This window comes from Pseudomonas batumici (assembly GCF_000820515.1).
Taxonomy (GTDB): domain Bacteria; phylum Pseudomonadota; class Gammaproteobacteria; order Pseudomonadales; family Pseudomonadaceae; genus Aquipseudomonas; species Aquipseudomonas batumici.
Genome location: NZ_JXDG01000009.1, coordinates 46,773 through 67,771 on the forward strand (window position 1 = coordinate 46,773; position 20,999 = coordinate 67,771).

Genomic DNA, 20,999 nt, shown 5'->3' on the forward strand with positions numbered 1-20,999 from the left:
GGCGCCATACCCTTGAAGGAGTGCGCCATGACCTTTTCCGTCATTCAGATGGTCAGCCAGAGCGATGTGCTGGCCAACCTGGCCCAGGCCCGCACGCTGCTGGAGCGCGCTGCCGAGGGCGGAGCGCGGCTGGCCGTGCTGCCGGAAAATTTCGCCGCCATGGGCCGTCGCGACGTCGCCGAGATCGGTCGGGCCGAAGCCCTGGGCATCGGTCCGATCCTGCCCTGGTTGAAACAGGCCGCCCGCGACCTCAAGTTATGGATAGTGGCGGGCACCTTGCCGTTGCCGCCCGTCGACCAGCCGAATGCCAAGGCCAATGCCTGCTCGCTGTTGATCGACGAGCAGGGCGAGGCGGTGGCACGTTACGACAAGCTGCATCTGTTCGATGTGGACGTGGCGGATAATCGCGGGCGTTACCGCGAATCCGATGACTATGCTCATGGTAGCCAGGTGGTGGTGGCCGATACGCCGGTCGGTCGCCTGGGCTTGAGCGTGTGCTACGACCTGCGCTTTCCCGAGCTCTACAGCGAGTTGCGCAAGGCTGGTGCCGAATTGATTACCGCGCCCTCGGCCTTTACCGCCGTGACGGGAGCGGCGCATTGGGAGGTGCTGATTCGCGCCCGGGCCATCGAGACCCAGTGTTACCTGCTGGCGGCGGCCCAGGGCGGCGTGCACCCGGGGCCACGGGAAACCTTTGGCCATGCGGCGATTGTCGACCCTTGGGGGCGCATCGTCGCCGAACAGGATCAAGGCGAAGCGGTGTTGTTGGCCGAACGCGACAGTCATGAACAGGCGTCCATCCGGGCGCGCATGCCGGTGGCGAGCCATCGGCGCTTTTTCTCGCAGGGCGCGCAGCGGCCTGCATCGGAATGACGAAATAAGGCGCAAAATCATGAGCGAGTTGTTGTCCTCAGTCAGCGAACATCTGTTGGCGCCGGGTGGCGTAACCATTGAAAGCCTGCAAGCGGTGCTGGGCGATCTGGCCGGGCCGGGCATCGACGCCGCCGACTTGTATTTCCAGGGACAGATTTCCGAGTCCTGGGCCCTGGAAGACGGCATCGTCAAGGAAGGCAGTTTCAACCTTGACCAGGGCGTCGGCGTGCGTGCGCAGTCCGGTGAAAAAACCGGTTTTGCCTACAGCAACGCGATCACCCTCGAAGCCCTGGGCTCGGCGGCGCGTGCCGCGCGCTCGATTTCCCGGGCCGGCCAGCATGGCAAGGTCCAGGTGTTCAGCAGCCAGGATGTGACGCGCTTGTATGCGCCGGACAACCCGCTGGACGTGATGAGCCGTGCCGAGAAGGTCGAGTTGCTCAAGCGTGTCGATGTCGCCACGCGGGCCCTGGATCCGCGTATCCAGCAGGTATCGGTGAGCATGGCCGGGGTCTGGGAGCGGATTCTCGTCGCCTCCACCGATGGCGGCCTGGCGGCGGATGTCCGGCCGCTGGTGCGTTTCAATGTCAGTGTGATCGTCGAGCAGAACGGGCGTCGCGAACGCGGCGGTCATGGCGGCGGCGGGCGCACCGACTATCGTTATTTCCTCAGCGAAGACCGGGCCATGGGCTATGCCCGCGAGGCCCTGCGCCAGGCGCTGGTCAACCTCGAGGCGATTCCCGCGCCGGCCGGCACCCTGCCGGTGGTGCTCGGCTCCGGTTGGTCCGGGGTACTGCTGCACGAGGCGGTGGGCCACGGCCTGGAAGGCGACTTCAACCGCAAGGGCAGTTCGGCCTACAGCGGGCGGATGGGCGAAATGGTTGCGTCCAAGCTCTGCACCATCGTCGATGACGGCACCCTGGCGGGTCGTCGCGGTTCCCTGAGCGTCGACGACGAAGGCACGCCGACCGAGTGCACCACGCTGATCGAAAACGGCGTACTTAAAGGTTATATGCAGGACAAGCTCAACGCCCGGCTGATGGGCGTTGCTCGCACCGGCAACGGTCGTCGCGAATCCTACGCACACCTGCCGATGCCGCGCATGACCAACACCTACATGCTCGGCGGTGAAAGCGATCCGGCGGAAATCATCGCCTCGGTGAAGCGCGGTATCTATTGCGCCAACCTCGGCGGCGGCCAGGTGGATATCACCAGCGGCAAGTTCGTGTTCTCCACCAGCGAGGCCTACCTGATCGAGGATGGCAAGATCACTGCGCCGGTCAAGGGCGCGACCCTGATCGGCAACGGGCCGGAAGCCATGAGCCGGGTGTCGATGGTCGGCAACGACCTGGCGCTGGACAGCGGCGTGGGTACCTGCGGCAAGGATGGGCAGTCGGTGCCGGTGGGTGTCGGCCAGCCAACCTTGAAGATCGATGCCATCACCGTGGGTGGCACGGGGGCGTAGGAAGAGTCGGAGCTTCGGGTGAGCGCCGGATGGGCTCACCCGTGGAGAAGATCAGCGCAGGCCGCGTTGAGTTTCGTCCAGCTCACGGATGTACTTGAAGATTTTACGGCTGGAGGCCGGCGCCTTGTTCTGCGCAAGCTCGTGTTGAGCTTGGCGGATCAGGGAGCGCAGTTGCTGACGATCGGCGTCCGGGTATTCGACGACGAATTTTTCCAGTACATCGTCGGCGCCTGCGATCAGGCGATCGCGCCAGCGTTCGAGATTATGGAAACGTTCGTTGTATTGTCGGGTGGAGGCGTCGAGTTGATCCAGCAACACCAGGATGGCGTCAGTGTCCTGATCGCGCATCAGCTTGCCGATGAACTGGATATGCCGTTTACGCGCGATATGCGCGGTGTGCTTCGGCGCATCGGCCAAGGCGCGGCGCAAGCCGTCGGTCAGTGGCAGTTTGGCCAGCAGGTCGGGCTTGAGGGTGGTAAGGCGCTCGCCGAGATCAACCAGAGCATGCAGCTCGCGTTTGACCTGGGATTTGCTTTTCTCCCCATCGAGGGAGTCGTCGTAAGAATCAACCATGGTGGCAGTCCGCAAAGAAACGCCGCCATGATAACCAGTCGGGGGCCGCTTGTCCGGCCCGGTCGCTCGAAGACCTCGAGTGAAGGCTGCTTTTAAGTATAGAAAGCGAGTGGAGAAAGCCATGAGTTCAGCACAAAGCGTCGGCCCGCAGGCGTTGCCGGTCCTGCAGGAGCAGGTCGAGCAGATTCTCGCCGAAGCCAAACGCCAGGGCGCCAGTGCCTGTGAAGTGGCGGTATCCCTGGAGCAGGGGCTGTCAACTTCGGTGCGCCAGCGGGAAGTGGAAACCGTCGAGTTCAACCGTGACCAGGGCTTTGGCATCACCTTGTACGTGGGTCAGCGCAAGGGTTCGGCCAGCACCTCGGCCAGCGGCCCCGAAGCGATTCGCGAAACCGTGGCGGCAGCCCTGGCCATCGCCAAGCACACCTCGGAAGACCAGCACTCGGGCCTGGCTGACGGTGCCCTGATGGCGAAGGAGCTCAAGGACTTCGACCTGTTCCATGCCTGGGACATCAGCCCCGAGCAGGCCATCGAGCGCGCGCTGACCTGCGAGGCGGCGGCCTTCGATGCCGACCACCGGATCAGCAATGCCGACGGCACCACCCTGAGCACTTCCCAGGGTTGCCGGGTGTATGGCAACAGCCACGGTTTTATCGGTGGCTCGGCATCGACCCGGCACAGCCTCAGTTGCGTGATGATCGCCGAAGGCGACGGCCAGATGCAGCGCGATTACTGGTATGACGTCAATCGCCAGGGCGAATTGCTGGCGGATGCCGTCAGCATTGGCCGCAAGGCGGCGCAGCGGGCGGCCAGCCGCCTGGGCGCGCGTCCGGTACCGACCTGCGAAGTGCCGGTGCTGTTCTCGGCAGAGTTGGCCGGTGGCTTGTTCGGCAGTTTCCTTTCGGCGATCTCCGGCGGCAACCTGTACCGCAAGTCTTCGTTCCTCGAGGGGGCGATGGGCCAGCGCCTGTTTCCGGAGTGGCTGACCCTCGACGAGCGTCCGCACCTGATGCGCGGCATGGCCAGCTCGGCCTTTGACGGCGACGGCCTGGCGACCTATGCCAAGCCGTTCGTGGAAAATGGCACCCTGGTCTCCTATGTGCTGGGTACCTATTCGGGACGCAAGCTGGGCCTGCCGAGCACGGCCAACGCCGGTGGCGTGCATAACCTGTTCGTGACCCATGGGGTCGAGGACCAGGATGCGCTGATCCGGCGCATGGGGCGCGGGCTGCTGGTGACCGAGTTGATGGGCCAGGGCCTGAACATGGTCACCGGGGATTATTCGCGGGGCGCGGCGGGTTTCTGGGTTGAGAATGGCGAGATCCAGTTCCCGGTCCAGGAAGTGACCATTGCCGGCAACATGCGTGACATGTTCAAGCAGATCGTCGCCGTAGGCAGCGATCTTGAGCTGCGCAGCCATATCCGCACGGGCTCGGTGCTGATCGAGCGGATGACCGTGGCCGGTAGCTGATTGCATGGGGTGAAAAAAAGGCGCGCCATCCGCTGGATGGCGCGCCTTTTTTGTGGCGTGTGCTTTACACGCGCTGAAAGGTGTAGGGGCGGTGGGGAGGGCGGCGTTACTCGCCCTCGTCGAAATAGTTGTTGATCAGCTTGACCAGTGCGGCCATCGCGTCATCTTCCTGCTCGCCTTCGGTCTTCAGGTGAATCCGGGTGCCCTTGCCGGCCGCCAGCATCATCATGGCCATGATGCTCTTGCCGTCGACCATGCTTTCAGGTGTGCGCCCGGCGCGGATCTGGCAGGGGAACTGGCCGGCAACACCGACGAACTTCGCTGAAGCGCGGGCGTGCAGACCCAGTTTGTTGATGATTTCAATTTCCAGAGCGGGCATCGCGGTGGGGGTCCTTTCAGCTAAGGTCGCGGTGGCGGACCTGGACGTTCTTCAGGGATTGTTGCAGGGCCTTGCCCAAGCGTTCGGTGAGGTAGACGGAGCGGTGATGTCCCCCCGTGCAGCCGATGGCAATAGTGACATAAGCGCGGCTGCTGGCGGCAAAACGCGGTAACCATTTGAGCAAATAACTGGAAATATCCTGGTACATCTCCTCGACATCCGGTTGTGCGGCCAGGTACTCGGCCACCGCCTGGTCGAGCCCGGACTGCTCGCGCAACTCCGGTTTCCAGTAGGGGTTGGGCAGGCAGCGTACGTCAAACACCAGGTCGGCATCCACCGGCATCCCGCGCTTGAAACCGAATGACTCCACCAGGAAGGCCGTGCCCGGTTCCGGCTGGTTCAGCAGGCGCAGCTTGATGGTGTCACGCAACTGATAGAGGTTCAGGTGGGTGGTATTGACCTTGAGGTCGGCCAGGTCCGAGATCGGCCCCAGCAGGTTGCTTTCGTCGCGGATGGCCTCGGCCAGGGAGCGATCGGCACTGCTCAGCGGGTGGCGCCGACGGGTTTCGGAGAAGCGCTTGAGCAGGGTTTCTTCGTCGGCGTCCAGGTACAGGACATCGCACTGGATATGCCGGCTGCGCACTTCAGCCAGCAGTTCCGGGAACCGCGACAGGTGGCTGGGCAGGTTGCGTGCATCGATGGAGACGGCGACCAGCGGTTGTGCCAGCTCGGTATGGATCAGCGCTCGCTCGGCCAGTTCCGGCAACAGGCCGGCCGGCAGGTTGTCGATGCAGTAGTAGCCACTGTCCTCGAGAACATCGAGGGCGGTGCTTTTACCTGAGCCGGAGCGGCCGCTGACGATGATCAAGCGCATGGTTAATGACCGTTCTGCTCGTCCAGGACCACCTGATACAGGGCCTGGTTGGAGGCTGCAGCGCGGAGTTTGTCGCGGACGTCCTTGCGGTCCAGCATGCTGGCAATCTGCCGTAGCAGCTCCAGGTGGGCATCGGTGGCCGCTTCCGGGACCAGCAGGACGAACAGCAGGTCAACCGGCGCGCCGTCGATGGCGTCGAAATCGATGGGGGCGTCCAGGTGCATCAGGGCGCTGATGGGCGTCAGGCAACCCTTGAGGCGGCAGTGTGGAATGGCAATGCCATTGCCGAAACCGGTCGAGCCAAGTTTTTCCCGCGCAACCAGGCTATCGAAGACGTCCTGCATGGCCAGGTAAGGGACTTCGCGGCTGATCAGGTTGGCAATTTGCTCGAGGGCTTTCTTTTTACTGCCGCCCGGCACGTTCACCAGGGAACGGCCGGGGGTCAGGATGCTTTCAAGTCGGATCATGGATGGGTGTCAGCGACCTGTACCCTGGAGCAGGTGCAGGTTCTTTTCCTTATGCTTTTTCAGTTGTCGGTCCAGCTTGTCGGTGAGCAGGTCGATCGCGGCATACATGTCGTCATGCTCGGCGTTGGCGACGACTTCACCGCCGTGGATATGCAAGGTGGCTTCAATTTTCTGCTTCAGTTTTTCGACGGCCATGGTCACCTGTACGTTGGTGATCTTGTCGAAATGCCGCTCCAATCGGTCGAGTTTCTCGCCGATGTAAACACGCAGGGGTTCGGTCACTTCCAGTTGATGTCCACTGATATTGACTTGCATACAGCTTCTCCTTCGTTGCCAGTGCATAAAGCGGCAGGCGATTACCTGCCACTGGAACGCTGTAACGGGGCCCTGCCGCCTACATCAGTCGCTTCCGCTCGCTGGAGGGAGCGATCCCCAGAGACTCACGGTATTTGGCGACGGTACGACGGGCCACCTGAATGCCTTGTGCCTCCAGTAAACCAGCGATCTTGCTGTCACTCAACGGCTTTTTCTGATTTTCCGCTGCAACCAGTTTCTTGATGATCGCGCGGATCGCCGTGGACGAGCATTCACCGCCCTCGGAGGTGCTGACGTGGCTGGAGAAAAAGTATTTCAGTTCATAGATACCGCGGGGGGTATGCATGAATTTCTGTGTGGTGACCCGGGAAATCGTCGACTCGTGCATGCCGACCGCTTCGGCGATGTCATGCAGGACCAGCGGCTTCATCGCCTCGTCACCGTATTCCAGGAAGCCGCGCTGGTGCTCGACGATCTGGGTGGCGACTTTCATCAGGGTCTCGTTGCGGCTCTGCAGGCTCTTGATGAACCAGCGGGCTTCCTGCAACTGGTTGCGCATGAAGGTGTTGTCGGCGCTGGTGTCGGCGCGCCGGACGAAGCCGGCGTACTGCGGGTTGACCCGCAGGCGCGGCACCGATTCCTGGTTCAGCTCCACCAGCCAGCGCTCGTTGTCCTTGCGCACGATCACGTCGGGTACGACGTACTCGGCTTCGGTGGACTCGATTTGCGAACCCGGGCGCGGGTTGAGGCTCTGGACCAGCTCGATGACCTGGCGCAGCTCGTCTTCCTTGAGCTTCATGCGGCGCATCAACTGGCTGTAGTCGCGGCTGCCGAGCAGGTCGATGTAGTCGATGACCAGGCGCTGTGCCTCGGCCAGCCAGGGCGTCCTGGTCGGCAACTGACGCAGTTGCAGCAACAGGCATTCGCCCAGGTTGCGCGCACCGATGCCGGCCGGTTCGAATTGCTGGATGCGATGCAGCACCGCTTCGATCTCGTCCAGCTCGATGTCCAGCTCCGGGTCGAAGGCGTCGAGGATTTCCTCGAGGGTTTCGTCCAGGTAGCCCTGATTGTTGATGCAATCGATCAGGGTCACGGCGATCAGTCGATCGGTGTCGGACATCGGCGCCAGGTTCAACTGCCAGAGCAGGTGGCTCTGCAGGCTCTCGCCGGCGGAGGTGCGGGTGGTGAAGTCCCACTCGTCGTCATCGTTGCCGGGCAGGCTGCTGGCGCTGGTCTGGTAGACATCTTCCCAGGCGGTGTCGACGGGCAGCTCGTTGGGAATGCGCTCGTTCCAGTCGCCTTCATCGAGGCTGTCCACCGTCGGCGCGGTTTCCTGCTGGTAGGACGGTTCCTGGATCTCGGTATTGGGGGTGTGCTCGGCTTTGTCGGCCAGTGGGTCGGTATTGTCGAAGTCGTCGCCTTCTTCCTGGCGTTCGAGCATCGGGTTGGACTCCAGGGCCTCCTGGATTTCCTGCTGAAGGTCCAGGGTCGACAATTGGAGCAGGCGGATGGCCTGTTGCAGCTGCGGTGTCATCGTCAGCTGCTGGCCCATTCTCAGGACTAGCGATGGTTTCATGGCAGGGGCTTAACACCTTATTCGCCGGCGCGCATGCGCCATCCACTCTACAGGGCGCCGGGGCGCCAAACATAAGCAAATTATATGCCTGAAACCCGAGGGTTTGCCTAGAGCGCTGTAACAATAAAAATCCTGTGGTTTTTATTGAACGGGACGCGCTCCGGCGCTGGATCCGTTCCCTCGATGTCTACAGTCGGAACTCGTGGCCGAGGTAGACTTCCTTGACCAGTTCGTTGGCCAGGATGGTGGTCGAGTCGCCCTCGGCGATCAGCTGTCCATCGTTGACGATGTAGGCGGTTTCGCAGATATCCAGGGTCTCGCGGACGTTGTGGTCGGTGATCAGTACGCCGATGCCCTTGGCCTTGAGGTGGTGGATGATCTGTTTGATATCGCCTACGGAAATCGGGTCGACCCCGGCGAAGGGTTCATCGAGCAGGATGAATTTCGGCGCGGTGGCCAGGGCGCGGGCGATTTCCACGCGACGCCGCTCGCCACCGGACAGGCTCATGCCGAGGTTGTCGCGAATGTGGCTGATGTGGAACTCCTGCAGCAGGCTTTCCAGCTCCTTGCGGCGGCCGTTCTTGTCGAGGTCCTTGCGGGTCTCGAGGATCGCCATGATGTTGTCCGCCACCGACAGCTTGCGGAAAATCGACGCTTCCTGGGGCAGGTAGCCGATCCCGGCGCGGGCGCGGCCGTGCATGGGCTGGTGGCTGACGTCCTGGTCGTCGATCAGCACGCGGCCCTGGTCGGCCTGGACCAGGCCGACGATCATGTAGAAGCAGGTGGTCTTGCCGGCACCGTTGGGACCGAGCAGGCCGACGATCTGCCCGCTGTCGATCGACAGGCTGACATCACGCACCACCTGGCGACTTTTGTAGGCCTTGGCCAGATGCTGGGCTTTCAGGGTTGCCATTACTGCGCCTTCTGCTGGTCGGTTTTCTGCTTCGGCTGGATGACCATGTCGATGCGTGGGCGCGGGGCGGTGATAGCGTTGCCGGTGGCGCGCCCGGCCTGGGCGACCTGCTTCACCGTGTCGTAGACGATTTTCTCGCCTTCGGTGGTGTTGCCGTCGTTGATCACCTTGGCCTTGTCGATCAGGATGATGCGATTCTGCTGGGCGTGGTACTGGATGGTCACGCCATAGCCTTGCACCGGCTTCGGATCGCCGACTTTCTGCAACTGCTCGAAGTAGGCCAGGTTGCCCACGGAGGTCACCACGTCGATGGCGCCGTCCTTGGTGCGGGTCAGCGTCACGGTGTTGCCCTTGACGATCATCGAGCCCTGGGTGATGACCACGTCGCCCTTGTAGGTGGCGATGCCTTGCTTGTCGTCCAGTTGAGCGTCGTCGGCCTGGATGCGGATGGGCTGCTGGCTGTCGGTCGGCAGTGCCCAGGCGCTCACGCTTCCCAGTGCCGCACCCAGGCCAAGCAAAATAGGGAGGGTTTTAACGAGACTCATACTGTCCTCTTACATTGGACAGCAGGTGTATCCGGCTGTCGTTCAAATACGCTTTCATTCCATTGCCAGTGGTCACGCCGTCGGCGCCGTCGATTCTAACGGCTTGTTCGGTCTGCGCATATTGCTGCTGTGGGAATACTGTCATTCGACTGCTGGTAATGATGACTTCCCGCTGTAGTTCGTCGGTGCGTGCGACCCGGACCGAGTCGATCAGTTCGATCTGGGTGCCGTCCGGATTGACCTCGGCGTGCTCGCTCTGGACATGCCAGGGATAGACCGTGCCACGGTAGATGTGCATGTCGGGCTTGGTCACCAGGGTCACGTCCGAAGCCTTGAGGTGTTCGACCTTGTCGCCGACCAAGTCGTACTGCACCCGGCCGTCGGGCATGTATTGGATGCTGTGGGCATTGATAGCGTAGTAGTCGATCTGGGTTTCATCGACCTTGGCCACCGGGCGCTCGAGGAAGCGCTCCGGGCTGATGTTCCAGTAGCCGGCGGCCGCGAAAATGGCGGCAATGACTCCGAACAGCAGAATGTTGCGAATTTTCTTGCTCAGCATAAATGGCTCTACAGGTAGGCGGCGTGAGCCGCTTCAAGGCTGCCCTGGGCTTGCAGGATCAGCTCGCAGAATTCGCGGGCGGCGCCTTCGCCGCCCCGGGCACGGGTGATGCCGTGGGCGTGTTCGCGCACGAAGCTGGCGGCGTTGGCCACGGCCATGCCCAGCCCGACGCGACGGATCACCGGCAGGTCCGGCAGGTCGTCGCCCAGGTAGGCCACCTGTTCATAGCTTAGATTGAGTTGGGCGAGCAGGGCATCAAGGACTACAAGCTTGTCTTCGCGACCCTGGTAGACATGGGGGATGCCCAGGTTCTGAGCGCGGCGTTCGACCAGTGCGGTCTTGCGACCGCTGATGATCGCGGTTTGCACGCCGGCGGCCATCAGCATCTTGATGCCCTGGCCGTCGAGGGTGCTGAAGGACTTGAATTCGCTGCCGTCCTCGAGAAAGTACAGGCGGCCGTCGGTCAGTACGCCATCGACGTCGAAGACCGCCAGCTTGATGGCCTTGCCGCGTTGCAACAGATCGTCGTTCATTTACATCACTCCCGCGCGCAGCAGATCGTGCATGTTCAGGGCGCCCACCGGACGGTCCTCGCTGTCGACCACCACCAGCGCGCTGATCTTGTGGTCTTCCATGATTTTCAGGGCTTCGGCGGCGAGCATCTCGGCCCGGGCGGTCTTGCCGTGGGGGGTCATGACGTCTTCGATCAGGGCGCTGTGAATGTCGATGGTGCGGTCCAGGGTTCGACGCAGGTCGCCGTCGGTGAAGATCCCGGCCAGACGGCCGTCGGCTTCGACGATCACGGTCATGCCGAGGCCTTTGCGCGTCATTTCCATCAGCGCGTTTTTCAGCAGGGTGCCGCGCAGTACCTGCGGCAGCTCGTCGCCTGCGTGCATGACATTTTCCACTTTCAGCAGCAGGCGCCGCCCCAGGGCACCGCCCGGGTGGGAAAAGGCGAAGTCCTCGGCGGTGAAACCACGGGCTTCGAGCAGGGCCACCGCCAGGGCGTCGCCCATCACCAGGGCCGCCGTGGTGGAGGAGGTCGGGGCCAGGTTCAGTGGGCAGGCTTCATGCTCGACATGCACGTTCAGGTTGACTTCGGCGGCCTTGGCCAGCGGCGAGTCGGGGTTGCCGGTCAGGCTGATCATCTGGATGCCCAGGCGCTTGATCAGGGGCAGCAGGGTGACGATCTCCGCGGTCGAGCCGGAGTTGGACAGCGCCAGGATGATGTCGTCCCGGGTGATCATGCCCATGTCGCCGTGGCTGGCCTCGGCGGGGTGCACGAAAAAGGCCGTGGTGCCGGTGCTGGCCAGGGTGGCGGCGATCTTGTTGCCGATGTGCCCGGACTTGCCCATGCCGACCACCACCACACGGCCCTTGCTGGCCAGAATCATTTCGCAAGCGCGTACGAAATCTGCGTCGATATGGGTCAGCAAGCCTTCCACGGCTTCGAGTTCGAGGCGGATGGTGCGTTGTGCCGATTGAATCAGATCGCTGGATTGGCTCATGTCGGAAATCGTATAGCCTGATGAAAAGGCGCGATTATAGCGGTAATGACTTCTTCACTCCCACTAGATCATTGCGTTTTGCATGGGGAGTGTAGGCATTTGCCTTCGGTTTTTGTCTCGCAGGCGGTCAAGTCCGGCGTATTTATCCTGAACGAGGGGGGATCGGCCTTGGGCGGTACGTATCAGCGGTGATATAGTTCGCGGCTAGTTCGGCCTGCTCCGGCAGTATGCGCTTCTTTTCAAGGGAGGCCAGGTGTCCGAGTCAAAGGCCGTATCGCAAGGAGTTTAGATGAGCGCCGATAACGCCTACGCGGTCGAGCTGAAGGGTGTGACCTTCAAGCGCGGTGCGCGCAGCATCTTCAACAATGTCGACATTCGTATCCCGCGAGGCAAGGTCACCGGCATCATGGGGCCGTCCGGGTGTGGCAAGACCACCCTGTTGCGGCTGATGGGGGCACAACTGCGCCCCAGCGCCGGCGAAGTCTGGGTCAATGGTCAGAATCTCCCCACGCTGTCGCGCGGCGACCTGTTCGACGCCCGCAAGCACATGGGCGTGCTGTTCCAGAGCGGCGCGCTGTTCACCGACCTGGACGTTTTCGAGAACGTCGCCTTTCCGCTACGGGTTCATACCCAGTTGCCGGATGAAATGATCCGCGACATCGTCCTGCTCAAATTGCAGGCCGTCGGCCTGCGCGGGGCGGTCGACCTGATGCCCGACGAACTGTCCGGCGGCATGAAGCGTCGCGTGGCACTGGCCCGGGCGATCGCCCTGGACCCGCAGATCCTCATGTACGACGAACCGTTCGTCGGCCAGGACCCGATCGCCATGGGTGTGCTCGTGCGCCTGATCCGCCTGCTCAATGACGCCCTGGGCATCACCAGCATCGTGGTCTCCCACGATCTGGCCGAAACCGCCAGTATCGCCGACTACCTGTATGTGGTCGGTGACGGCCAGGTACTGGGGCAAGGCACCCCCGAGGACCTGATGAACGCCGATAACCCGCGTATCCGCCAGTTCATGAAGGGCGATCCCGACGGTCCCGTGCCGTTTCACTTTCCGGCGCCGGACTACCGCACCGATCTGTTGGGGAAGCGCTGATGCGCAAGAAATCACTTATCGAGAGAGTGCGCCTGTTCGGTCGTTCGGGCCTGGACGTGCTCGCCGTGTTCGGTCGTTCGGCGCTGTTCCTGTTCCACGTGCTGTTCGGCCGCGGCGGGATCGGCGGCAGCTTCGGGCTGCTGGTCAAGCAATTGCACTCCGTGGGCGTGATGAGCCTGGTGATCATCGTCGTTTCCGGGATCTTCATCGGAATGGTCCTGGCCTTGCAGGGCTTCAATATCCTCTCCAGCTACGGTTCCGAACAGGCAGTTGGGCAGATGGTCGCCCTGACCCTGTTGCGTGAACTGGGGCCGGTGGTCACCGCGCTGCTGTTCGCCGGACGTGCCGGTTCGGCGCTGACCGCCGAAATCGGCAACATGAAGTCCACCGAGCAGCTCTCCAGCCTGGAGATGATCGGTGTCGATCCGCTCAAGTACATCATCGCGCCGCGCTTGTGGGCCGGCTTCATTTCCCTGCCGGTGCTGGCGATGATCTTCAGCGTGGTCGGGATCTGGGGCGGTTCGTGGGTGGCGGTGGACTGGCTGGGCGTCTATGAAGGCTCCTACTGGGCCAACATGCAGAACAGCGTGACCTTCGGCAGCGACGTGCTGAACGGCATCATCAAAAGTATCGTGTTCGCCTTCGTGGTGACCTGGATTGCCGTGTTTCAAGGCTACGACTGCGAGCCCACTTCCGAGGGGATCAGCCGTGCCACGACCAAGACCGTGGTCTATGCCTCCCTGGCAGTGCTGGGCCTTGACTTTATTCTGACCGCTTTGATGTTTGGAGATTTCTGATGCAAAACCGCACCCTGGAAATCGGTGTCGGCCTTTTTCTGCTGGCTGGCATCCTGGCTTTGCTGCTGCTTGCGCTGCGGGTCAGCGGACTGTCCCCGACGACAAGCACTGAAACGTATAAATTATATGCGTACTTCGACAATATCGCCGGTTTGACTGTCAGAGCCAAGGTCACCATGGCCGGTGTCACCATCGGCAAGGTGACGGCGATCGATCTGGACCGCGACAGTTTCACCGGTCGGGTGACCATGCAAGTTGAAAAACGCGTGAATAACCTGCCGACTGATTCCACCGCGTCTATTCTCACGGCGGGCTTGCTCGGTGAGAAATACATCGGCCTCAGCGTGGGCGGGGAAGACACCCTGCTCAAGGATGGTGGGACCATCCACGACACCCAGTCGTCGCTGGTGCTGGAAGATCTGATCGGTAAATTCCTGCTCAATACCGTGAATAAAGACGCCAAATGAGGAGTTTTTCCATGATCTCGATGTTGCGACGTAGCTTGCTGGTACTGCTGGCGACCTTGCCCTTGATGGGCAGCGCCCTGGCGGCGACGTCGGCCCATGACCTGGTCAAGAACACCACCGACCGGATACTGTCCGACCTGACGGCCAACAAGGCGCAATACAAGCAGAACCCCCAGGCCTTCTATAACTCCCTCAACACCATCATCGGCCCGGTGGTGGATGCCGAAGGTATTTCCAAGAGCATCATGACGGTCAAGTACTCGCGCAAGGCCACCCCCGAGCAGATGAAGACCTTCGAGGAAAACTTCAAGAAGGGCCTGTTCCAGTTCTACGGCAACGCCTTGCTGGAGTACAACAACCAGGGCATCACCGTTGACCAGCCCAAGGATGAGTCGGGCGAGCGCACCAGCGTCGGCATGACCGTCAAGGGCAGCAACGGCGCGATCTACCCGGTTTCCTACACCATGGAGAAGATCAATGGCGAGTGGAAGCTGCGCAACGTGATCGTCAACGGCATCAATATCGGCAAGCTGTTCCGCGATCAGTTCGCCGATGCGATGCAGCGCAACAACAACAACCTGGACCAGACCATCAACAACTGGGCCAGCGAAGTAGAAAAGGCTAAGGTCGAGTCCGACAAGAACCCGCAAAAGGGCGCTCAGAGTGAGTGAGGCCAGCGTTCGCCCCGGTGAGGCCGGTGAACTGCTGCTGGCCGGTGTGATCGACTACAGCACCGGCTCGGCCCTGCGCAAGGACGGGCAGGCGTTGATCAAGGCCAGCGCGGCGCCGGCCGTGGTGGTCGACTGCGCCGCCGTGCAGAAATCCAGCAGTGTCGGCCTGGCCTTGCTGCTGGCGTTCATGCGTGACGCCGAAGAGGCCGGCAAATCCCTGAGCATTCGCGCCATGCCGCAAGACATGCGCGAAATCGCCGAGGTGTCCGAGTTGACGGAGCTGTTCGCCGTCCATTGATGTTGTTATTGGCAAGAGCGCCATGAATCAGGAAGCCCCCCGTCAGTCTCCCTGCAATGCGGGGTTCGCAGGCGCGGGGCTTTTTTGTATGATGGCCGACCCGCGCGCGTTGGGCGCCGATTGAGGTTGAGCATGCAGGCCTACGAAGTAAAGAGCTTCCTTGAAGAAAAGCTGTCGGACACTCTTTCACAGGTGCAGGTTGAAGTTGAGGGCGAAGGCTGCAACTTCCAGCTGAACGTGATTAGCGACGAACTGGTGGCCTTGAGCCCGGTGAAGCGTCAGCAGAGCATCTATGCCCATTTGAACCCGTGGATCGCCGATGGCAGCATCCATGCGGTCACCATGAAATTTTTCAGCCGCGCGGCCTGGGCCGAGCGCACCTGAGCCTGAATTGGCGTCGAGACCCTTATGGACAAACTGATTATTACTGGCGGCGTTCGTCTTGATGGCGAAATCCGTATTTCCGGGGCGAAGAACTCCGCCCTGCCGATCCTGGCCGCCACCTTGCTGTGCGATGACCCGGTGACCGTGGCCAACCTGCCGCACCTGCACGACATCACCACCATGATCGAGCTGTTCGGGCGCATGGGCATTGAGCCGGTGATCGACGAGAAGCTCAGCGTGGAAATCGATCCACGCACCATCAAGACCCTGGTCGCGCCTTACGAGCTGGTGAAGACCATGCGCGCCTCGATCCTGGTGCTGGGCCCGATGGTCGCCCGTTTCGGTGAAGCCGAAGTGGCCCTGCCTGGCGGTTGCGCCATCGGTTCGCGTCCGGTCGACCTGCACATCCGTGGCCTGGAAGCCATGGGCGCGCTGATCGACGTCGAAGGCGGCTACATCAAGGCCAAGGCGCCGGAAGGCGGCCTGCGCGGGGCGCATTTCTTCTTCGATACCGTCTCCGTGACCGGTACCGAGAACATCATGATGGCCGCTGCCCTGGCCCGTGGCCGCAGCGTACTGCAGAACGCCGCGCGCGAGCCGGAAGTCGTCGACCTGGCGAATTTCCTCAACGCCATGGGCGCGAAAGTCAGTGGTGCCGGTTCCGACACCATCACCATCGATGGCGTCGAGCGCCTGCATTCGACGACCTACAAGGTGATGCCGGACCGTATCGAGACCGGCACCTACCTGGTGGCCGCGGCCGCTACCGGTGGTCGGGTCAAGGTCAAGGACACCGATCCGACCATTCTTGAAGCCGTGCTGGAGAAGCTGAAAGAGTCCGGTGCCGAAATCACCACCGGTGAAGACTGGATCGAGCTGAACATGCATGGCAAGCGTCCGAAGGCCGTCAACGTGCGCACCGCGCCGTATCCGGCTTTCCCGACCGACATGCAGGCCCAGTTCATTTCGCTCAACGCCATCGGCGAGGGCACCGGCGCGGTGATCGAAACCATTTTCGAAAACCGTTTCATGCACGTCTACGAACTGCACCGCATGGGCGCCAAGATCCAGGTCGAGGGCAACACCGCCATCGTCACCGGTATCGAACGCCTGAAAGGCGCGCCGGTCATGGCCACCGACCTGCGGGCTTCGGCCAGCCTGGTGATTTCGGCCCTGACCGCTGAAGGCGACACGCTGATCGACCGCATCTACCACATCGACCGTGGTTATGAGTGCATCGAAGAGAAGTTGCAGATGCTCGGTGCCAAGATCCGCCGCGTTCCGGGCTAGTGCCTGACACCGTCCTGTAGGAGCCGGCTTGCTGGCGATGGACTTGAGGGCGCCGCCGTGTTTCAGTTGTAGCGCGTCATCGTTGAAGTTTATCGCCGACAAGCCGGCTCCTACGGGAGAGGCGGTCTGAGTTGTTAGAAGTATCCTGATTGAAGGACTTAGGTTTTCCCATGCTGACCATTGCACTGTCCAAGGGCCGCATTCTCGACGACACCCTGCCACTGCTCGCTGAAGCGGGCATCGTGCCGACCGAGAATCCGGACAAGAGCCGCAAGCTGATCATCCCCACGACCCAGGACGACGTCCGTCTGCTGATCGTGCGGGCTACTGACGTGCCGACTTATGTCGAGCATGGCGCGGCCGACCTCGGTGTGGCCGGTAAAGATGTGTTGATGGAATACGGCGGCCAGGGCCTGTACGAGCCCCTGGACCTGCAGATCGCCCAGTGCAAGCTGATGACCGCCGGCGCCGTCGGTGCCGTCGAGCCCAAGGGCCGCCTGCGGGTGGCGACCAAGTTCGTCAACGTTGCCAAGCGCTACTACGCCGAGCAAGGTCGTCAGGTCGATATCATCAAGCTCTACGGCTCCATGGAGCTGGCACCGCTGATCGGCCTGGCCGACAAGATCATCGACGTCGTCGACACCGGCAATACCCTGCGGGCCAACGGCCTGGAGCCGCAGGAACTGATTGCAACCATCAGCTCGCGCCTGGTGGTGAACAAGGCGTCGATGAAGATGCAGCACGCCCGTATCCAGTCCCTGATCGACACGCTGCGCAAGGCAGTGGAGTCGCGACACCGCAACTGATTCAATTGCGCGGCCTTGAGTCGCGCCCATCTATCCGTGTCATAGCCAGAATTCTCAGGTGCCCACGCGGATGGCTTGGTAGTCTTGCGGCGCCTGAGATCTGCTGTTCCCAAGCATTCGCCAATTATTGAGGCCCACGCTATGACCACGTCTACCGCCATTCGCCGACTCAACGCCGCCGATCCTGATTTCGCTCATCATCTGGATCATCTGCTGAGCTGGGAAAGTGTGTCCGACGACTCGGTCAACCAGCGGGTGCTGGACATCATCAAGGCCGTGCGCGAGCGCGGCGATGCGGCGTTGGTGGAGTTCACCCAGCGTTTCGACGGTCTGCAAGTCGCCTCCATGGCCGACCTGATCCTGCCCCGCGAGCGCCTGGAACTGGCCCTGACGCGGATCACCGCGGCGCAGCGCCAGGCCCTGGAAAAAGCCGCCGAGCGCGTGCGCAGCTACCACGAAAGGCAGAAGCAGGACTCCTGGAGCTACACCGAGGCCGACGGCACGGTGCTGGGCCAGAAGGTCACGCCGCTGGACCGTGCCGGCTTGTACGTGCCGGGCGGCAAGGCGTCCTATCCGTCTTCGGTGCTGATGAACGCGATTCCGGCCAAGGTGGCGGGTGTCGCCGAGGTGGTGATGGTGGTGCCGACCCCTCGGGGTGAGGTCAACGAACTGGTGCTGGCGGCGGCGTGCATCGCCGGGGTCGACCGGGTGTTCACCATTGGCGGCGCCCAGGCGGTCGCGGCGCTGGCCTATGGCACCGAGAGCGTGCCCAAGGTCGACAAGGTGGTGGGCCCCGGCAATATCTATGTGGCGACGGCCAAGCGCCACGTGTTCGGCCAGGTTGGTATCGACATGATCGCCGGACCGTCGGAGATCCTCGTGGTCTGCGACGGCCAGACCGATCCGGACTGGATCGCCATGGACCTGTTCTCCCAGGCCGAGCACGATGAGGATGCCCAGGCCATCCTGGTCAGTCCGGATGCCGCGTTCCTCGACCAGGTGGCCGCGAGCATCGCCAAGCTGCTGCCGACCCTGGAGCGCGCCGCCATTATCGAGACTTCGATCAATGGCCGTGGCGCGTTGATCCAGGTGCGCGACATGCAGCAGGCCATCGAAGTGGCCAACCGCATCGCGCCGGAGCACCTGGAGCTGTCGGTCGCCGATCCGCAGGCCTGGTTGCCGCAGATCCGCCACGCCGGCGCGATCTTCATGGGCCGTCACACCTCCGAGGCCCTGGGCGACTACTGCGCCGGTCCCAACCACGTGCTGCCGACTTCCGGCACCGCACGCTTCTCGTCGCCGCTGGGGGTGTATGACTTCCAGAAACGTTCGTCGATCATTTTCTGCTCGGAGCAGGGTGCCTCCGAGCTGGGCAAGACCGCTTCGGTGCTGGCCCGTGGCGAGTCGCTGAGCGCTCACGCCCGCAGTGCGGAATACCGGATCGTCGCTGATAAGGAACAGGGGAAACAAGCATGAGCAAGTTCTGGAGCAAGTTCGTCAAGGACCTGGTGCCCTATGTACCGGGTGAACAGCCGAAGCTGACCAAACTGGTCAAGCTCAACACCAACGAGAACCCCTACGGTCCCTCGCCCAAGGCCCTGGCCGCGATGCAGGCCGAAGTGAACGACAACCTGCGTCTGTACCCTGATCCCAACGGCGATCTGCTCAAGCACGCCGTGGCCGAGTACTACGGCATCCAGACTAACCAGGTGTTTCTCGGCAACGGTTCCGACGAAGTCCTGGCGCACATTTTCCATGGCCTGTTCCAGCAGGACCGGCCGTTGCTGTTCCCGGATATCAGCTACAGCTTCTACCCGGTGTACTGCGGCCTGTACGGGATCGGCTTCGAGGCCCTGGCGCTGGACGAGCAGTTCCAGATCCGCGTGGCGGATTATGCCCGGCCCAACGGCGGGATCATTTTCCCCAACCCGAATGCGCCGACTGGTTGTCTGTTGGCACTGGACGCGGTGGAGCAGATCCTCAAGGCCAGCCCGGATTCGGTGGTGGTGGTCGACGAGGCGTATATCGACTTCGGCGGCGAAACCGCCATCGGCCTGGTGGACCGCTACCCGAACCTGCTGGTGACCCAGACCCTGTCCAAGTCCCGTTCCCTGGCGGGGCTGCGGGTCGGTCTGGCGGTCGGGCATCCGGACCTGATCGAGGCCCTGGAGCGGATCAAGAACAGCTTCAACTCCTACCCGCTGGATCGCATGGCGATTGCCGGCGCCGCGGCGGCGTTCGAGGACCGGGCGTACTTCGAAGAGACCTGCCGCAAGGTCATCGACAGTCGCGAGTGGCTGGTGGCGCAGTTGCAGGGCAAGGGTTTCGAGGTGTTGCCGTCGGCGGCCAACTTCATCTTCGCCCGTCACCCGCAACACGATGCGGCGGCGCTGGCGGCCAAGGTGAGGGAGCAAGGGGTGATCGTGCGGCACTTCAAGCAGGAGCGCATTGCCCAGTTCCTGCGGATCACCATCGGCGCGCCTGAGCAGAACCAGGCCCTGATCGACGCCTTGGGCGATCTCTGATCTCCTCTTTCTGAAGCCAGTCTCTCTCCTGAAGTCTGTTTCCGTGATCAGCCAGTGCCTGGAATGATCACGGAAACACTCAGGACATCCCGCTCAGCCAAGCCGATACGTCTGGAGTGCAAAAGATGATGACATCTTGTGCAGGATCCGGCGTCTGCGTCAGCCAGATGCTGTCGCGTTGCTGAACGATCTTCACATTCCTGCGTCGACGAGATCCTGAGTTCACTTGGGCCACTTTTCGGGTGGCACAATGATATTGGCCTTCGAATGGCAAGAGTCACCCGTTCGGTCAGTCTCAAGTGGACTTGTCAGTCAGACATTCAGGGAAAATGTGATGCTTAAAAAACTATCTGCTGTTGCGCTGGGTTTGATGTGCGGTTCGGCGTATGCCCAATCGGTCGATGCACCGTCCTTGAAGGCCGGGGATAGCTGGGTCTATGCCGAAACAGTGGAAACCGGACCGCAAGGTTTCTCGAGCAAGAACACATTGATGACGGTCGAACGCGTTGACAGCCACGCCGTGCTGATCAGCGCCAAGCAGGACGGGTCCAACCAGCCTCCGGTCGAAAGCATGGTGGGCCTGGACTGGAGTCGCTCCCGTGATATCAACGGCAAGCAGCAAGTGATCAATCGCCCGCTCGATTTTCCCTTGAGCGAAGGCAAGACCTGGACGGTCGAATACACCGAACGGAACCCTAACCGTCTGCACTCCAGCGAGACCTTTCATAGCGACTACGTGGTAACAGGTTGGGAAGATGTCCAGGTGCCGGCGGGCAAGTTCAGGGCGCTGAAGATCGAATCCGAAGGCCAGTGGTCGGCGATGCTGGCGCCCGTTGCGGTAGGCGGTGCGCAGGCCGTGGCGACACCGGGGCAGGTCACAACGGTCTCGAATGCTCAACGTATCGCGCCACGCCCCGTCAGTGGCCGCTTGTACAAGGCGTTCTGGTATGTGCCCGCTGAAAAGCGCTTTGTGAAGTCGGTCGAAGAGTATTACGACAACAAAGGTGTCCGTTCGCAGCGCTTCAGTGCGGAGCTGAAGTCGTCCAAGATGGCTGGCTGAGACTTCGTCATCTCCAGGCACCCTCTAGGCTCTGTACGATAACTGCCTGCGCGACGATCATGCTGCGTTAAAAACAGGCTCGGAATGCTC

Annotated in this window: 25 protein-coding genes; 14 read left to right on the plus strand and 11 right to left on the minus strand. The window is 62.0% G+C overall.

Going from position 1 to position 20,999, the window contains the following annotated elements:
- The first annotated feature begins 27 nt into the window (after positions 1–27).
- A complete protein-coding gene (locus UCMB321_RS04715; RefSeq protein WP_040064255.1) occupies positions 28–873 on the plus strand; it encodes a carbon-nitrogen hydrolase family protein in 846 nt (281 codons plus the stop codon).
- A gap of 19 nt (positions 874–892) precedes the next feature.
- On the plus strand, positions 893–2,335 hold the full coding sequence (gene tldD, locus UCMB321_RS04720; RefSeq protein WP_040064256.1) for a metalloprotease TldD: 1,443 nt from the start codon (positions 893–895) through the stop codon (positions 2,333–2,335).
- 51 nt (positions 2,336–2,386) lie between these two features.
- On the opposite strand, the gene yjgA is transcribed toward tldD, so the two are convergent.
- Positions 2,387–2,908: a ribosome biogenesis factor YjgA gene (yjgA, locus tag UCMB321_RS04725; protein ID WP_040064257.1), complete on the minus strand. Its 522-nt coding sequence runs from the start codon at positions 2,906–2,908 to the stop codon at positions 2,387–2,389.
- 121 nt (positions 2,909–3,029) lie between these two features.
- Between yjgA and pmbA the strand changes: the two genes are divergently transcribed.
- Positions 3,030–4,376, plus strand: a complete 1,347-nt coding sequence (pmbA, locus tag UCMB321_RS04730; RefSeq protein ID WP_040064258.1) for a metalloprotease PmbA — start codon at positions 3,030–3,032, stop codon at positions 4,374–4,376.
- 106 nt (positions 4,377–4,482) lie between these two features.
- On the opposite strand, the gene UCMB321_RS04735 is transcribed toward pmbA, so the two are convergent.
- The 10 genes from UCMB321_RS04735 to UCMB321_RS04780 form a co-directional block, all read right to left on the minus strand.
- On the minus strand, positions 4,483–4,755 hold the full coding sequence (locus UCMB321_RS04735) for an HPr family phosphocarrier protein (protein WP_040064260.1): 273 nt from the start codon (positions 4,753–4,755) through the stop codon (positions 4,483–4,485).
- A gap of 16 nt (positions 4,756–4,771) precedes the next feature.
- Positions 4,772–5,629 (minus strand): RNase adapter RapZ, encoded by an 858-nt coding sequence (gene rapZ, locus UCMB321_RS04740; RefSeq protein ID WP_040064261.1) that lies wholly within the window; start codon positions 5,627–5,629, stop codon positions 4,772–4,774.
- A 2-nt stretch (positions 5,630–5,631) separates the two neighbouring features.
- Complete coding sequence (gene ptsN, locus UCMB321_RS04745; protein WP_040064263.1) at positions 5,632–6,096, minus strand: PTS IIA-like nitrogen regulatory protein PtsN; 465 nt, start codon at positions 6,094–6,096, stop codon at positions 5,632–5,634.
- Between the two features lie 9 nt (positions 6,097–6,105).
- Positions 6,106–6,411 (minus strand): ribosome hibernation-promoting factor, HPF/YfiA family, encoded by a 306-nt coding sequence (gene hpf, locus UCMB321_RS04750; protein WP_040064265.1) that lies wholly within the window; start codon positions 6,409–6,411, stop codon positions 6,106–6,108.
- A gap of 79 nt (positions 6,412–6,490) precedes the next feature.
- Positions 6,491–7,987: an RNA polymerase factor sigma-54 gene (locus UCMB321_RS04755; protein ID WP_040064267.1), complete on the minus strand. Its 1,497-nt coding sequence runs from the start codon at positions 7,985–7,987 to the stop codon at positions 6,491–6,493.
- A gap of 187 nt (positions 7,988–8,174) precedes the next feature.
- Entirely contained in the window at positions 8,175–8,900 is a 726-nt protein-coding gene (lptB, locus tag UCMB321_RS04760) for an LPS export ABC transporter ATP-binding protein (protein WP_040064268.1), read from the minus strand.
- Positions 8,900–9,445: a lipopolysaccharide transport periplasmic protein LptA gene (gene lptA / locus UCMB321_RS04765; RefSeq protein WP_040064269.1), complete on the minus strand. Its 546-nt coding sequence runs from the start codon at positions 9,443–9,445 to the stop codon at positions 8,900–8,902. Before lptA ends, lptB begins: the two co-directional genes overlap by 1 nt.
- Positions 9,432–10,004: an LPS export ABC transporter periplasmic protein LptC gene (lptC, locus tag UCMB321_RS04770; protein ID WP_040064270.1), complete on the minus strand. Its 573-nt coding sequence runs from the start codon at positions 10,002–10,004 to the stop codon at positions 9,432–9,434. Before lptC ends, lptA begins: the two co-directional genes overlap by 14 nt.
- An 8-nt stretch (positions 10,005–10,012) precedes the next feature.
- Positions 10,013–10,537, minus strand: a complete 525-nt coding sequence (locus tag UCMB321_RS04775; protein WP_040064272.1) for a KdsC family phosphatase — start codon at positions 10,535–10,537, stop codon at positions 10,013–10,015.
- The gene (locus UCMB321_RS04780; protein WP_040064273.1) at positions 10,538–11,512 is read right to left on the minus strand and encodes a KpsF/GutQ family sugar-phosphate isomerase; all 975 of its coding nucleotides are present in this window, start codon (positions 11,510–11,512) and stop codon (positions 10,538–10,540) included. It abuts the gene before it with no gap.
- A gap of 289 nt (positions 11,513–11,801) precedes the next feature.
- Between UCMB321_RS04780 and UCMB321_RS04785 the strand changes: the two genes are divergently transcribed.
- The 11 genes from UCMB321_RS04785 to UCMB321_RS04835 all read left to right on the plus strand — a co-directional run bounded on the left by UCMB321_RS04785 (position 11,802) and on the right by UCMB321_RS04835 (position 20,909).
- A complete protein-coding gene (locus tag UCMB321_RS04785; RefSeq protein ID WP_040064274.1) occupies positions 11,802–12,611 on the plus strand; it encodes an ATP-binding cassette domain-containing protein in 810 nt (269 codons plus the stop codon).
- Complete coding sequence (gene mlaE / locus UCMB321_RS04790) at positions 12,611–13,408, plus strand: lipid asymmetry maintenance ABC transporter permease subunit MlaE (protein ID WP_040064276.1); 798 nt, start codon at positions 12,611–12,613, stop codon at positions 13,406–13,408. Before UCMB321_RS04785 ends, mlaE begins: the two co-directional genes overlap by 1 nt.
- Positions 13,408–13,875, plus strand: a complete 468-nt coding sequence (gene mlaD, locus UCMB321_RS04795; protein ID WP_040064277.1) for an outer membrane lipid asymmetry maintenance protein MlaD — start codon at positions 13,408–13,410, stop codon at positions 13,873–13,875. Before mlaE ends, mlaD begins: the two co-directional genes overlap by 1 nt.
- Before the next feature lie 11 nt (positions 13,876–13,886).
- Positions 13,887–14,546 carry an MlaC/ttg2D family ABC transporter substrate-binding protein gene (locus tag UCMB321_RS04800; RefSeq protein WP_040064278.1) on the plus strand — a complete coding sequence of 220 codons (660 nt, stop codon included), beginning with the start codon at positions 13,887–13,889 and terminating at the stop codon, positions 14,544–14,546.
- Positions 14,539–14,844 carry an STAS domain-containing protein gene (locus UCMB321_RS04805; protein WP_040064280.1) on the plus strand — a complete coding sequence of 102 codons (306 nt, stop codon included), beginning with the start codon at positions 14,539–14,541 and terminating at the stop codon, positions 14,842–14,844. Before UCMB321_RS04800 ends, UCMB321_RS04805 begins: the two co-directional genes overlap by 8 nt.
- A 132-nt stretch (positions 14,845–14,976) precedes the next feature.
- Positions 14,977–15,228, plus strand: a complete 252-nt coding sequence (locus tag UCMB321_RS04810; protein WP_040064281.1) for a BolA family protein — start codon at positions 14,977–14,979, stop codon at positions 15,226–15,228.
- A gap of 24 nt (positions 15,229–15,252) precedes the next feature.
- Positions 15,253–16,518 (plus strand): UDP-N-acetylglucosamine 1-carboxyvinyltransferase, encoded by a 1,266-nt coding sequence (gene murA, locus UCMB321_RS04815; RefSeq protein ID WP_040064282.1) that lies wholly within the window; start codon positions 15,253–15,255, stop codon positions 16,516–16,518.
- 170 nt (positions 16,519–16,688) lie between these two features.
- Positions 16,689–17,324, plus strand: a complete 636-nt coding sequence (hisG, locus tag UCMB321_RS04820; RefSeq protein WP_040064284.1) for an ATP phosphoribosyltransferase — start codon at positions 16,689–16,691, stop codon at positions 17,322–17,324.
- 141 nt (positions 17,325–17,465) lie between these two features.
- Positions 17,466–18,800: a histidinol dehydrogenase gene (gene hisD / locus UCMB321_RS04825; protein ID WP_040064285.1), complete on the plus strand. Its 1,335-nt coding sequence runs from the start codon at positions 17,466–17,468 to the stop codon at positions 18,798–18,800.
- Positions 18,797–19,849, plus strand: coding sequence for a histidinol-phosphate transaminase (hisC, locus tag UCMB321_RS04830; RefSeq protein ID WP_040064286.1), 1,053 nt, complete (start codon positions 18,797–18,799; stop codon positions 19,847–19,849). Before hisD ends, hisC begins: the two co-directional genes overlap by 4 nt.
- A gap of 331 nt (positions 19,850–20,180) precedes the next feature.
- Complete coding sequence (locus UCMB321_RS04835) at positions 20,181–20,909, plus strand: hypothetical protein (protein ID WP_209437126.1); 729 nt, start codon at positions 20,181–20,183, stop codon at positions 20,907–20,909.
- The last annotated feature ends 90 nt before the right edge of the window (positions 20,910–20,999 follow it).